This is a genomic window from Pseudomonas sp. KU26590 (assembly GCF_026153515.1).
Lineage (GTDB): Bacteria > Pseudomonadota > Gammaproteobacteria > Pseudomonadales > Pseudomonadaceae > Aquipseudomonas.
This window is the reverse complement of the sequence record NZ_CP110644.1, coordinates 3373465-3387045: the sequence shown is the minus strand read 5'-3', so window position 1 is coordinate 3387045 and position 13581 is coordinate 3373465. Positions and strand designations below refer to the sequence as shown.

At 59.8% G+C, this 13581-nt stretch carries 8 protein-coding genes and 2 pseudogenes; 4 read left to right on the top strand and 6 right to left on the bottom strand.

Features of this window, described 5'->3' with window-relative positions; genetic code table 11:
• Window position 1: 1 nt before the first annotated feature.
• On the bottom strand, window positions 2-1186 hold the full coding sequence (locus OKW98_RS14715) for an efflux RND transporter periplasmic adaptor subunit (RefSeq protein ID WP_265385406.1): 1185 nt from the start codon (window positions 1184-1186) through the stop codon (window positions 2-4).
• 143 nt (window positions 1187-1329) lie between these two features.
• Between OKW98_RS14715 and baeS the strand changes: the two genes are divergently transcribed.
• Together baeS and OKW98_RS14705 are read left to right on the top strand one after the other, a co-directional pair.
• A complete protein-coding gene (gene baeS, locus OKW98_RS14710) occupies window positions 1330-2715 on the top strand; it encodes a sensor histidine kinase efflux regulator BaeS (RefSeq protein WP_265385405.1) in 1386 nt (461 codons plus the stop codon).
• 3 nt (window positions 2716-2718) lie between these two features.
• The gene (locus OKW98_RS14705; RefSeq protein ID WP_265385404.1) at window positions 2719-3402 is read left to right on the top strand and encodes a response regulator; all 684 of its coding nucleotides are present in this window, start codon (window positions 2719-2721) and stop codon (window positions 3400-3402) included.
• A gap of 27 nt (window positions 3403-3429) precedes the next feature.
• On the opposite strand, the gene OKW98_RS14700 is transcribed toward OKW98_RS14705, so the two are convergent.
• From OKW98_RS14700 to OKW98_RS27520, 4 genes and pseudogenes are all read right to left on the bottom strand, one after another.
• Entirely contained in the window at window positions 3430-4914 is a 1485-nt protein-coding gene (locus OKW98_RS14700; protein ID WP_265385403.1) for a chemotaxis protein CheW, read from the bottom strand.
• Window positions 4911-6677, bottom strand: a complete 1767-nt coding sequence (locus OKW98_RS14695) for a PAS domain-containing methyl-accepting chemotaxis protein (RefSeq protein WP_265385402.1) — start codon at window positions 6675-6677, stop codon at window positions 4911-4913. Before OKW98_RS14695 ends, OKW98_RS14700 begins: the two co-directional genes overlap by 4 nt.
• A 164-nt stretch (window positions 6678-6841) precedes the next feature.
• Window positions 6842-7546, bottom strand: a complete 705-nt coding sequence (locus OKW98_RS27525) for a methyl-accepting chemotaxis protein (protein ID WP_416148478.1) — start codon at window positions 7544-7546, stop codon at window positions 6842-6844.
• 201 nt (window positions 7547-7747) lie between these two features.
• Window positions 7748-8776, bottom strand: a pseudogene (locus OKW98_RS27520) (methyl-accepting chemotaxis protein); the annotation flags it as partial.
• A 530-nt stretch (window positions 8777-9306) separates the two neighbouring features.
• On the opposite strand from OKW98_RS27520, the gene OKW98_RS14685 reads away from it, so the two are divergent.
• The gene (locus OKW98_RS14685; RefSeq protein WP_265385400.1) at window positions 9307-11553 is read left to right on the top strand and encodes an EAL and GGDEF domain-containing protein; all 2247 of its coding nucleotides are present in this window, start codon (window positions 9307-9309) and stop codon (window positions 11551-11553) included.
• Between the two features lie 137 nt (window positions 11554-11690).
• On the opposite strand, the pseudogene OKW98_RS14680 reads toward OKW98_RS14685, so the two are convergent.
• Window positions 11691-11843: pseudogene (locus OKW98_RS14680) on the bottom strand (oxidoreductase); the annotation flags it as partial.
• A gap of 382 nt (window positions 11844-12225) precedes the next feature.
• Between OKW98_RS14680 and OKW98_RS14675 the strand changes: the two are divergent.
• Window positions 12226-13365 (top strand): glutathione-independent formaldehyde dehydrogenase, encoded by a 1140-nt coding sequence (locus OKW98_RS14675; RefSeq protein ID WP_265385399.1) that lies wholly within the window; start codon window positions 12226-12228, stop codon window positions 13363-13365.
• The last annotated feature ends 216 nt before the right edge of the window (window positions 13366-13581 follow it).

Below are 13581 nucleotides of genomic sequence, written 5' to 3'. Positions count from 1 at the left end.
TTCAACCCTCCTTCACGGGGGTGGACGGTGTGGCGGCCTGATCACTCGCGTCCTGCACCTGGACGGCGGCCCCGGCACGGACTTTTTGTCCGCCCTCGACAATCAACTGATCACCCGCCTTCAGGCCAACCGTGACCCACCACTGATTACCCACGGCGCGGTCGATGGTCAGTTCACGTTGTTCCACCTTGCCGTCGACCACCAACAACGCCGTGGTCACGCCGCTGGCGCTGCGGTTCACGGCCTTTTGCGGCACCAGAATGGCCTGGTCATTGCGCGCCTGCTCCAGCACCCCGCGGACATACATGCCCGACAACAGCAGATGATCCGGGTTGGCGAACTCAGCGCGTAGCGTGACGGTGCCCGTGCCCTCGTTGACACTCACGCCGCTGACCTTGAGCCGTCCCTCGTGGTTGTAGGTGCTGCCATCGTCGAGTTTCAGGCTGATGCGTGCCTCGCCCTCGCCGCTGGACTGCAAGGCGCCGCTGGCCAGGTCACGCTTGAGCCGCAGCAGTTCGGTGGTCGACTGGGTAACGTCCACATAGATCGGATCGAGTTGCTGCACCGTCGTCAACGCGCTGTCCTGATTGGCCACCACCAACGCCCCCGGGGTCACGGTGGAGGTTTCAATCCGTCCGCTGACCGGCGAGGTGATACGGGTGTAAGCCAGATTGATCCGGGCGGTCTGGACTTCGGCCTCGGCGACTTTTACGTCGGCGGCGGCCGTCAACAAGGTCGCCTGAGCGTCTTCATTGTCTTGCTGGCTGATGGCATTGATTTTCACCAGCCCGGCGTTGCGCCTGGCCGTGGCCTGCGCTGAATTGAGCGTGGCGCGGTACTTGGCCAGACTTGCCTGAGCCTGCGCCAGAGCGGCGGTATAAGACGCCGCATCCAGTTGGTACAGCGCTTGCCCGACCTTGACATCCGCACCCTCGACAAACAGACGCCGCTGGACGATGCCACCGACCTGCGGACGAATCTGCGCCACCATGAACGCCTGGGTGCGCCCCGCCAGCTCAGTGGTCAGCACCTGGCTCTGGGGTTTGATGCTGATGACCGAGACTTTCGGGATCACCGCTTGCGGTGCAGGCTCGCCGCCAGAGCAGCCGCCCAGCAGAACCAGAATGATCAGGGACAGGAGAACCGCGGCGGTTACCAGGAATTTGGCGAGTATTTTCGTCGACATAGCTGCCTCTGCAAAACGGAATGGCTTGAGTCGGCGCCATCGTGCAAGGCAAATGTGCAGGAAAATTGAAGATTGCCCGGCCGGCTTGAATCTTTCTTTGGTCAGGGCCTAAATGCCCCATCCCTTCTTACCGGCCCGCCTCCATGAAGTTGAGTATTTCCACCAAGCTGTTTATTGCGGTACTGGCCGGCGCGCTGCTGGTCATCCTGAGCATGGGCCTGGCGACGGGCTGGAGTTTTGGCCGGGGCTTTCTGGGCTATCTCAATGAGCAGGCGCTGGACCGCATGGCGCCGGTGTTACCGCGTCTGGAAAGTGCCTACGCGCGTGAGGGAAACTGGGAGTTCCTGCGCAACCAGCCGGACCGCTGGTTTGACATCATGCGGCCTGAACTCGGCGAGGATCCGGCGAAGAACGACTTGCGCACACCCCTGGCCTCGGACCTGACGGGGGCCTTGTTTCGCATCGCGTTGCTGGATAAACACAAAAAACGCGTGAACGGCTACCCGGACATCGGCAACGACGCCCTGTTACGCCCGATCGTGGTAGCGGATGAAACCGTCGGCTGGCTGGCTGTTACCCCGTTCCAGAGCGTGACGGAAGCGGGCGGCGAACGGTTCCAGCAATACCAGTTGCGCACCAGCCTGGTCATGGGGGCCTTTTCGCTGCTGCTGGCGATGCTGATTGCCTGGTGGATCGCCCGCACACTGCTGGAGCCGGTCAAACGGGTGGCCGCCGCAACCCATCGCCTGGCCAGCGGCGACTACAGTGGTCGGGTGGTGGTGGCCTCCAATGACGAAGTGGGTCAACTGGCCCGTGATTTCAATCAGCTCGCCTACACCCTGGAACGCAATGAGCAGATGCGTCGCGAGTTCATGGCGGATGTGTCCCACGAGTTGCGCACCCCGTTGTCAGTATTGCGCGGTGAGCTGGAGGCCATCGAAGATGGCGTACGCACCCTCAACCAAGAGTCGATGAAGTCATTGCAAGGTGAGGTCAGCATGCTCAGCAAACTGGTGGATGACTTGTATGAGCTGTCCCTGGCGGATGTCGGCGCACTGACCTACCGAAAAAAGCCCTGCGCACTCGATCAACTGTTGCAGGACAGCGTGTCGATGTTCCAGGAGCGCTTGAACGCCCGGCACCTGCGCGTTGAACTGGACCTGCCGTCCCAGCCCCTGGAACTGTCGGCCGATGCCAATCGCCTGCAGCAATTGTTTTGCAACCTGCTGGAAAACACCGTGCGCTACACCGACCCGAACGGGCTGATCCACATCCGGGCGGTCCTTGATCGCGACAACGTCTGCATCGAATTCCTGAACTCCGGCCCTGGGGTGTCAGACGAGCAGCTGCCGCGCCTGTTCGAACGTTTCTATCGCGGCGAATCGTCGCGCGCCCGTGCCAGTGGCGGGGCCGGCCTGGGCCTGGCGATCTGTCACAGCATCGCCCTCGCCCATGGCGGCAGCCTCAGCGCCGCTCATTCGCCTCTCGGTGGGCTTTGGCTGACGCTGCATCTGCCACGGAATATCTGAACCATGACCGACGACTCCCCAATCCTCATTGTTGAAGACGAACCGAAGCTGGCCGCATTACTGCAGGATTATCTGATCGCGGCGGGCTATCCGACCCGGTGCCTGGACAACGGCTTGCAAGTGGTGCCGACCGTGCGCGCCCAGGCACCTCGCCTGATCTTGCTCGACCTCATGCTGCCCGGGCGTGACGGTATGCAAGTCTGCCAGGACCTGCGCGGTTTCAGCGCCGTGCCGATCATCATGATCACCGCCCGCGTTGAAGAAATGGACCGCCTGCGGGGCCTTGAACTGGGCGCTGACGACTATATCTGGAAGCCGTTCAGCCCCCGCGAGGTGGTTGCCCGGGTCAAGGCCATCCTGCGCCGCGGCCCCCAAATGCTGACCAGCGTCGCACCGCGACTGCTGATTGATGACGCACAACACCGCGCGTCACTCAATGGTGTCGAACTGGACCTGACACGCATTGAACTGCGGCTGCTCAGCACCTTCGCGCGTTCAGCTGGGCGGGTATTTTCCCGTGATCAACTGCTCGACAAACTCTACTCCGACCACCGCGTGGTCACTGACCGCACGGTGGACAGCCATATCCGCAACCTGCGGCGCAAGCTGGAACAGGCCTGCCCGGGTGAGACGCCCATTGAGTCGTTGTATGGCGTGGGCTATCGGTTTCAGCTCACTGACGCGTGAAGCGTCAGCGAGGCAAATGCCCCTGGCTCAACCCGCGAGGCGCTGGGTCTGTGCCTCAATCGCGGCCATCTCCAGTCCCTTGACGATGTTGCTCAGATTGATCAGCGTCATCCAGCGCACCTGATCACCCTTGCCGATACTCACCAGGCTGCGCATGCGGTCATTGACTGACCCCCTGACCCTCACGCTTTGCTCCCACCCCTCGGGATGCTCGAAGGCCGGGTGGGTGAAGGTTTCGATAGAGTCGGTCCGGTTGACCACAAGGCCGAAGCTATTAAGCTCGCCTTTGACCAGCAGGACGCGTTCCAGCGTATTGCCGGGAGGCGTTGCGCCTTCTACCAGACTGCTCAGGCAGACCAGCGGAATCTGCTCGCCACGCAAATTGAAACTGCCCAGCAGATGGGACTGCTGTTGCGCGAACCGGACAAAGTGCTCGGGCATGTCCAGGATTTCCAGCACTTGATCCAGCGGCACCACGAACGGCTGGGCCGCCTGGAACATCAGGCACGTCTGGTTCATCTGCGCGAGACGAGAGCCCGACGCATCCTGGTTGGGCACGCTGGTCTGATAGATCCTGGCAAAACTCAGCGTCTCTTTGCGCTCCAGCAACTCGCGGTATTCAAGCAACAACGCTTGTTCCCCGTTCTCCAGCCCCACAACACCGGCAAACATCCCGGGCTCTCGCAACCCATAGCGGGGCAACGGCAGGATTTCATGGGCACGCTTGCGCACGATCGAAATCATGCGGTCATAGACCAGGCCGATGCGATAGCCCTCTCGCGAGGTCAACACCAGCAGCTGGTTCTGGGCCTGCGCAGCGGCCGGGCGTTCAATGCCCAGTATCCGGTTCAGGCTCAAGGCAGGCACATCAACGCCACGGCGGTTGACGACGCCCAGGCAGTAATCGCCCCCCAACTTGCTTGGCAGCATGTCCGGGCGGTCGACCAGCTCGGTAATCGCTTTCGCGTCCACGGCATAGCGCTTCCCTTCGCACTCAAACAACAGCAAGTGATGCAGCTCTTGGGATTGATCCTGCACCTGCACCAGGTGGCCGACATCCGCCGCCTGCGCCGTCAACACCTGCGGCAGGCCACACAGCGCGTCCAGGTCGAGCCGGTAAATCATTCGCTCGTTTTCCAGCATCGCAAGTTCCGGCAGCAGAGCAACCGCGGTGCCCTCCCCGCCGAGACGGCACAGGTTTCGCGCCTCGACTTTCATCACGTCACTGACGCCACTGACCGCAATGCCCAGGCGCCGACCTTGATGGTTGACGATGGCAACCATCTCCAACGGATCGTGTCGGGAGACATCATGCTCACCCAGCAACGACCGCAGCTCGATCAATGGCAGCGCCTTCCCGCGGAGGCTGAACATGCCGAGCAATGCGCTGCCTTGCAGCGGATGAGGCTGCAGCCGGCTGGGCCAGTTGATCACCTGCTCCAGTGCCTGGGCGTCGATGGCCACTTCCAGCCCGCCCAGCTTGACTACCCCAAAAGCCAGTGCCTCGCTCATAGGCTTTCAACCTGGCCTGGGGCGCTCAAGCCTTTGCCCAACCCGTTTGCCAGCTTGATACGGTTGAGCTCGCCGATCAGTTCAGCGACCCGTTCAGCCAGATGATGCTGTTCCTGGGTGGCCGCGCCGATGGTCGTCATCGCGCCATTGGTCTTTTCAACCCCGGCAACGATCCGCTCGAACGCACTGCCCGCGCTACGGGAGATCTCGCTGCCGGAGTTGATGCGGCGCACCGTCTCCTGAATCAATTTGTTGATTTTGGTGGTGGCTTGCGAAGACTTTTCAGCCAGCTTGCGCACCTCATCGGCCACCACAGAGAAGCCCAGCCCATGCTCACCCGCCCGCGCCGCTTCAATCGCGGCGTTGAACGCGAGCATATTGGTCTGGCCGGCGATCGTACTGATCACCTCAATGATTTCCTGGATGTCTTCGGCTGACTTGCCGATGGTGTCCATCGCCTCCGACGCCTCGTTGAGGGTCTGGGAACCGCGCTGGGCTTCATCTTGGGTAATGCGTGCCTGATCGTTGGCGTCGCCCGTGGTTTTGACCACTTCGGCGATGGCCTGCATCAGGCGGGTGACTGAGTCATCCATCGCCTGGGTCTTGGCTTCAATGGCTTCTTCGAGCTCCACCTGAGCGGTAATGTCGGTGGCGAATTTGACCACCTTGTAGGGTTGCCCCACCGCATTGAACACCGGGTTGTACGTGGCCTGAATCCAGATTTTCTGGCCGTATTTGCTGATGCGCATGAAGCGCCCGGTGAAAAACTTGCCGCTGCTCAGCGCGCCCCAGAATTCACGATAAGGCGTGGTCTTGACGTATTCGGGTTCGCAAAACAGCGAATGATGCCGGCCTTTCAATTCCTCCATCCGGTAACCCACCAGATCCAGGAAGTTAGCGTTGGCCGAGAGAATATTGCCGCTCAGGTCGAACTCGATCACGCCCTGGGCGCGGTTAATGGCGTTGACCTTGCCTTCGTGCTCCATCGTGCGAAGTTTGGTGTCGGTGACATCTGTGGCGAACTTCACGATCTTGTAGGTCTGGCCTTGAGCATCAAGAATCGGGTTATAGGACGCTTGAATCCACACATCCTGACCGTCTTTGTTCAGGCGCTTGTATTCGTTGGAGTCATACTCGCCCTTGCCGAGCTTCTCCCAAAACTCGCGGTACACCAGGGAAGCCGCGTATTCCGGCTCACAAAACATCCGGTGATGTTGGCCCACGACTTCGTCCAGCGTGTAGCCCATGGCCGAGAGGAACTTGCTGTTGGCGGTCACCACATAGCCTTCAGGTGTAAACTCGATCAGCGCCTGGGAGCGCTCGATTGCCTCGATCTTGCTTTCCCATTCGGCATTGCGATTGCGCACTTCAGTGACATCGCTGGCAAATTTGACGATCTTGAAGGGCTTGCCATTGTTGTCCATCACCGGATTGTAAGTGGCCTGCAACCAGATCTGGCGCCCGTCCTTGGCCTGACGCTGGTACTGGCCGGCGTCAAAACTGCCGGTCCCCAGCTTCTCCCAGAACATCAGGTATTCCTTGCTGGTCGCATAGTCGGGCATGCAAAACAGCCGGTGATGGCGCCCACGAATTTCTTCGAGCTCGTAACCCATGCACTCGAGAAAATTCTGGTTGGCGTACAGCACGTTCCCCTGCAGATCGAATTCGATCACGGCCTGGGAGCGGTCGATTGCGCTCAGGAGGGAGTTCAGGTCAGCGCCGGCCTGGGCAAGTTCGGCGGTTGGATTGGATTTATTGTTCATGGGGCAGGTCCGCTAAAGGGTATTGAGTGGGCGGGACTCCTTCCCTGGAAGTGATAAGCAAATGCCGTTCACTGTCCGACGTTGAATGGCGTTCCCAGAGGCAGGACTTGTGCAAAGCCCTACTTCCAGTTATGTGCTCGCCGGGCAACTGTGTTCAGAGCGCCTTACGTTTTGAAATGCGACGTCATTTTTTGCAAACCGCTCCCCAGAGACGCCAACTCAATGGTCGCCCTTGCGCTCTCCTCGCTCGCTGTCGCGGACTGATCGGCGACGTCACGAACACTCAGCACACTGCGATTGATTTCTTCGGCCACGGCACTTTGCTGCTCGACGGCGGCGGATATCTGCAGGCTCATTTCCTGGATCGTGCCGATGGAGTGGTTGATCTGGTCAATCGCCTGCTCGGCTTTCTGAGCCAGTTCGACCGTGTCCAGTGTTCGTTCCCGGCTGGACACCATCAGGCTGGCGGCGGATTGGGTACCCTGCTGCAAAGCAAGGATCAATGTTTCGATTTCCAGGGTGGAGGCTTGCGTGCGCTGTGCCAGTGAACGGACCTCGTCGGCGACCACTGCGAACCCACGACCCTGCTCCCCCGCCCTTGCGGCTTCGATGGCGGCGTTGAGTGCCAGCAAGTTGGTTTGTTCGGCAACCGCTTTAATCACGTCGATGACTTTGCCAATTTGCGCGCTGTCTTGAGTCAGCACGTTCATGGCGCCGCCCAATGCGTCGATGGCCTGGGAGAGCTCGCTGATCTGCGTCGTGGCCTGCTTGACCACGGCGCTGCCATGACGTGCCTGCTCTTCGGCCAGGGTTGCGGCGGCCGACGCGTCGGCGGTGTTGCGCGCCACTTCCTGAACCGTGGAGGCCATCTCATGCATGGCGGTGGCCACCTGGTCCACTTCGACTTTTTGCTGACGAACACCGGCGCTGGTCTGCTCACTCATGGCGGACAGCTTCTCGGCAGAGCTCGAAATCCGGGTCACGCCACCACCGATGCCCTGCACCAGCGTGTTGAGATTTTGCGCCATGTCTTGCACGGCATTCTGAAGGTCGCCCAGCTCATCGCGGCGCGTGGATTTGGCCTGCACGGTGAGGTCGCCTTTGGCGATGCGGCGTGCCAGATCGACCGTCAGCGCAAGCGGCGTGGTGATTTGACGAGAGATGATGACGGAAGCAAGGAGCCCTACCACCAGCGCAAACAGGGTCAGAATCAGCACCTGAATCAATGCATCGTGTTGATCGGCAAGGGCCAGGCGTTGCTGGGTGTCCATCAAGCCGGTCAGGATTTTATCCATGGCCTCGCTTTCTTGATCCACTTGCTGGCGCAGGCTCTGCTTCTGCTCGAACAGAGCAGAGACTTGAACCAGCACGTCGCGGTACTGACGCATCCCGGCATAGGCGTCGTCCAGTTGGCTGGACAGTTCGGCAGGCAGGCTGGTACGGGCTTTGCTGATGTTGCTCAGGAACGAGTCGGTCGTGTCCATGAGCAGCTTTTTGTTGGTGGTGTCTTGAACCGCGATGTAGCGGCGCAGCACGAGACGAAACATCGTCATGCCATTGCGCAAGTCGGCCACCGTGCGCAGCTCGGTGACACGCTCGACCCCGGGTTGCCCCAAGGCGGTGGCGGTGGTGGTTTCAAGCATTCTGGAGAAGGTGTCGACAAACTTGTCGGACAATGCTCCAAGCGGCTTCAGCGCACCGCTGGTGGACTTGTCGGTGTCTACGAGGCGATTGACCTTTTGATCGTAAGACGCGGTACTGGCTTGCAGTTGCGCCAGCGCTTGTTGGCTCTCGGCCCTTTTCATCGTCAGCAGTGCCTGGGCGGTCAGCGCTTGCAGCGCACTGAGCTGTGTGTGATAGGCGTCAAGGGCGCCTTGATCAGCTGACGCTTCGTACTGTTTTTCGGAAAGGCGCATATCTTGCGCTGCATCATTGAGCGTACCGGTCAAGCGCGTAGTGTTCAGGCGATCCACGAGGAGGTTGTTACTGGTGTAACCGACGAACGCCACCGCCAGGACGGCCAGCAGCAGAATGCCAAAGCCGATCCCCAGCTTCCGGGAAACCTTGATGTTGTCTAAAAATCTCGATGCCACTGCCATTTCCAGCCTCAAACGCCATCACGCAATCAATCCGCCCGGCGAAAAATAGTTCGGGCAACCGCAGTTGCCTACAAAGGTAAGGTGTCGTCATCCAGGGCGAGGTTGAGAGCCAGTTCCAAGTGACCCGGCCAGACGAAGCTTATGTGCTGGCCTATTCGCATCGGCAGAGGGTGCGATTAACTTTAGGCAGGGTTGTACATTTATTTTTTCCTGTATAACTTTGGAACCTTTCAGACATCAGGCTCCAAGCGCGTGCAACGCTAGAACCCTGTGCCATTGAGTGATATTTCCCATCAGTGCGCAGGCACTATGATGTTAGGTTGAAATCATGGACTGCCCGCACTCATTCCCCGGATTCGAGTCAGGTGTTGCCAGATCGTCCTGTTGAACTTCGCCGACTCGCCGATACCGAAGCTGCTAGCGCCTCACCAGGGGCCGCGGATCTTCTATCCGGCTGCTCCTGGTCTTTTCGATCTTTACGGGTGTCGAATGACCGCCTTGCACCCCGTCCCCTTTTTCAGGTAATGCACATGGCCGTCAAGGCTCACCTCGGTTTAAAGAATCATGAAGTTTTGGGTCATTTTCTGGACGCGGCTTCCCATCTGACCGGGGCGTCGGGCGCCATCCTGATATTGCGAGACGACGAGCAGTGGCACACGGTGGCGACCTGTGGCAGCGCGCCGGCGGTGCGTGCAGACGCAATCACCGGTGGCTGGTTAAAGATGGTGTTGTCCTACGGCGATGTTGTCGACGTTGGCGAGGCCATGCCCGCCGACGCTGCGCTGCCTGCCGGGCTTGATCGAGTGGTCAACGAGTCGCTGGTCTGCGTTGCCATCCGCGATGGCGACGCAGTGCTGACCGGTGCGGTACTGATGACAATCCCGCGTCCCTATAAACGACTCAGCGCCGCGCACATCTATGGCCTGCAAACCCATGCAGCCGACCTGTACGACTCGCTGAAGATGAACCCCACTCATCCGTCGGGTGGATCAGCGGTGATCGAGCGCCTGCGCTTGCTGGAATCGGTGGTGGTCAACGCCAAGGACGCCATCCTGATTACCGAGGCCGAGCCCATCGATTTGCCGGGGCCGCGCATCGTGTATTGCAACCCGGCGTTCCTGACCACTACCGGGTTCAGCCTCGACGAAGTCATGGGCAAGACGCCGCGGATTCTGCAATGCCCCGAGACCGATCGCAAAACGCTGCAGAAGATAAGAGAAGCGCTGCAACGCTGGGACCCCGTGGAAGTCGAGCTCATCAACACGCGCCGGGACGGCACCCAGTTCTGGGTGCAGCTGAGCATTGTGCCCGTCGCAAACGAGAAAGGCTGGTTCACCCACTGGGTGTCCGTACAACGCGACATCACCGAGCGCAAAGACGCCGAGCGGCACTTTCGACAAGCCCAGCTCGACCGTGAGGAACGTGTCGCGCTTGAGTCGCGGCTGATCGAGCGAGAGCGTATTCAGGACGAGTTGTCCTACGCTGCGTTTCATGACGAACTGACGAGGCTCAAGAACCGGGGCTATTTCATGGCCCGCATCCATTCGGCCTTGAGCAAGGGGGACACGGAACAGCCTGGCGCGGCGACGGTGTTGTACCTGGATCTGGATCGATTCAAGTACGTCAACGACGGCATGGGGCATCATGCGGGCGACACCTTGCTCAAAAGCGTTGCCCAGCGCCTGAGTGAGTGCATCGATCCCACGGCGGTGATAGCGCGCATCGGAGGCGATGAGTTCGCGATACTGCTGACCGACGAAGGCCACCAGGAACAGGCGATCGAGACCGCGAAGCGCGTGACCCACGCCCTCAGCTTGCCGACTGCCATTGATGGGCAACAACTCTTTATCTCCTGCAGCATCGGCATCGCCACGCTGGATGTCCAACACCGGACCGCCGAAGACCTGATCCGTGATGCGGACGTGGCGATGTACGCCGCCAAAAAGAAAGGCCGTGGCAGCTGGGCGGTTTTCGACCTCTCGATGCGCCAGGCCTCCATCGACATGCTGGTGATGCAGAACGCGCTCAAGCATGCGATTGCCCGCGAAGAGTTCTATCTGGTGTACCAACCGATCTATTCCATCACCACTGAAATGATCGTGGGCGTCGAAGCCCTGGTGAGATGGCGCCATTCGACCCTGGGCATTATCGCCCCTGATGTGTTCATCGGCGTGGCCGAGGACATTGGCGTCATTTGCGACCTTGGCCTGTGGGTGATGCGCAACGCCTGTCGCGAAGTCAAAAAATGGGATGAGGCTGCCGGGCCGGACAGTATCAAACTGAACGTGAACGTGTCCGGGGTTGAACTCAACCGTAAGGACTTCGCCCTTCAGGTCGCCAGGATTATGGAAGAGACCGGATTCGATCCCCGCGCCTTGCAGATCGAGATCACCGAGTCCGTGTTCCTGCATGAACCGGAGATGGTGGCGAAGACGCTCGAAGACCTTCGCGCTCAAGGGATTCGCATTGCGCTGGACGATTTCGGTACCGGCTACAGCTCCCTTGGCTACATCGACCGCTACCCCATCGACGCCATCAAGATAGACCGGTCATTTGTCTCGCGCATGATGAAACATGAACGCAGCGTGGCCATCGTCCAAAGTATTCTGTCTCTGGGGAAGGCACTGGACCTGGCCATTGTCGCCGAGGGCGTCGAAACCCTTGGCCAGCTCGACCAGCTCAGGGAGCTGGGCTGCCCCTATGCCCAGGGTTTCCTGCTCAGCACGCCGGTGCTGGCCGAGGATGCTCTGGCGTTGCTTGTGGCAAACAGGCGGTGACAAGGAGAGCGCGTTCATCTCTGACTGAATGCACGCGGTCTGCCTGCGCAGGATCGGCTTCAGCCGGAAAGAGGCCTGCGTGTTCACTATCAACATTTATTGATGCAAGAGGTCATACACATCGAGGCCAAGACCGCCAGCCTGGCGATTGCGTCCTTTACCGACGCTTCACTGCGGCCATTGATCACCACCTCGGCACCCGCCTCGGCCAGACCTTTGGCGATCGCGAAGCCTTTGCCACCGGTCGAAGCGGTGACCAGTGCGCGTTTGCTGTTCAGCTGAATGTTCATTTCCACTCCGTCACATTGGGTTGGGGGCAGGACTGAACTCACCCTATTGGCGCTTTCACGGCGAGCACAGAAGCGATCGTGTTTTTCGTCCAGGGCTGATCATTGCTCCCGGACCGGATGGGCGAAACGGCTCGCCGGAACCATTTCTGCGCACGTTCTCGCCGTTTTTTTCTGATGCGCAATCCCTGTGCAGGCGGGCATGCAGGTGACTTTACCTCTCCCCAGCGCCAGCTTTGAACCGCCTGAAAGCCCCATTTCAGAGCCTTTGGCCAGCATTTACCGTTCGTCACTCCCGGCCAATCTCTTTGAACGACGGGCAGCGCCGGTCGCACTAAAACTGGCGCCTATATCCGTATTGGCACCTCATTCTTCAGGAGAACTCATGAAAGCCATTATTTATAACGGTCCTTACGACGTCAGCGTTCAAAACGTTCCCGATGCAAAAATTGAAAAGGCCACTGATGTCCTGGTCCGCATTACCACGACCAACATCTGCGGCTCTGATTTGCACATGTATGAAGGCCGCACCAGCTTCGAAACGGGCCGGATTCTGGGTCACGAGAACATGGGTGAAGTCATCGAAGTGGGCGCCGCAGTGGATCGCGTGAAAGTGGGCGATATGGTCTGCCTGCCGTTCAACATCGGTTGTGGTTTCTGCGAAAACTGCGAGCGGGGCCTGACCGGTTACTGCTTGACCGTCAACCCGGGCAATGCGGGCGGTGCCTACGGTTTTGCCGAGATGGGCCCCTACGAGGGTGGCCAGGCAGAGCTGCTGCGCGTGCCTTATGGCGACTTCAATTGCCTGGTGCTGCCTGAAGACGCCAGGGAGAAAGAAGACGACTACGTCATGCTGTCGGACATCCTTCCCACCGGCTGGCACGCGACTGAATTGTCGGGCTTGCTGCCGGGTGAAAGCATCGCTATCTATGGCGCAGGCCCGGTCGGACTGATGGCTGCCCACGCCGCGATGATCAAGGGTGCCTCACAAGTCTTTGTGGTCGACAACCATCCAGACCGTCTGGCACTGGCTTCCAAGCTGGGCGCGACGCCGATCAACACGGCACAGACCCAGGCCGTGGAGCAGATTCTGAACCTGACCAACGGCAAAGGCACGGACCGTGGCTGCGAATGCGTGGGTTATCAGTGCTGCGACAAGCATGGCCATGAAGCCAATCACGAGACCATGAACAACCTGGTGGCCTCCACCAAGCCCACCGGCGGTATCGGTGTCGTGGGTGTCTTCGTGCCACAGGATCCCAACGCCGCAAGCGATCTGGCGAAAGAAGGCAAGATGGCCTTCGACTTCGGTTCTTTCTGGTTCAAGGGCCAGCAGATTCGTACCGGCCAGGCCAACGTTAAGGCGTACAACCGTCGTCTGGCCGAGCTGATTCACCATGACCGCGCCAAGCCGTCGCAGATCATTTCCCACAGCTTGAAGCTGTCTGAAGGCCCGGACGCCTACAAGCACTTTGATCAGCGGGACGACGGCTGGACCAAGGTTGTGCTCAAGCCTTCGGCGTAAAGCTCACGACCATCCGTTGAGGCGCAGTGACGCAGGCGCCTCAACGATCCTTCGTAGGTGATCCGAGCCAAAGCGCTCGCTTTGATCCGGATCACCCGCATGAATCATGGGCGATGGAACTGGCTTTAGCTGGCCCACACAGGTCCGCGACGCGCCCTCCTCCACAGATTGACGTGCACTGAAAGAGCAACGCGTCACAACCAGGCTTCAGCAGCT

What these genes read in the sequence shown, in the direction of transcription:
- OKW98_RS14715 (WP_265385406.1), bottom strand. Translation starts at nt 1,186, where the DNA reads ATGTCGACGAAAATACTCGCCAAATTCCTGGTAACCGCCGCGGTTCTC.
- baeS (WP_265385405.1), top strand. Translation starts at nt 1,330, where the DNA reads ATGAAGTTGAGTATTTCCACCAAGCTGTTTATTGCGGTACTGGCCGGC.
- OKW98_RS14705 (WP_265385404.1), top strand. Translation starts at nt 2,719, where the DNA reads ATGACCGACGACTCCCCAATCCTCATTGTTGAAGACGAACCGAAGCTG.
- OKW98_RS14700 (WP_265385403.1), bottom strand. Translation starts at nt 4,914, where the DNA reads ATGAGCGAGGCACTGGCTTTTGGGGTAGTCAAGCTGGGCGGGCTGGAA.
- OKW98_RS14695 (WP_265385402.1), bottom strand. Translation starts at nt 6,677, where the DNA reads ATGAACAATAAATCCAATCCAACCGCCGAACTTGCCCAGGCCGGCGCT.
- OKW98_RS27525 (WP_416148478.1), bottom strand. Translation starts at nt 7,546, where the DNA reads ATGGCCTCCACGGTTCAGGAAGTGGCGCGCAACACCGCCGACGCGTCG.
- OKW98_RS14685 (WP_265385400.1), top strand. Translation starts at nt 9,307, where the DNA reads ATGGCCGTCAAGGCTCACCTCGGTTTAAAGAATCATGAAGTTTTGGGT.
- OKW98_RS14675 (WP_265385399.1), top strand. Translation starts at nt 12,226, where the DNA reads ATGAAAGCCATTATTTATAACGGTCCTTACGACGTCAGCGTTCAAAAC.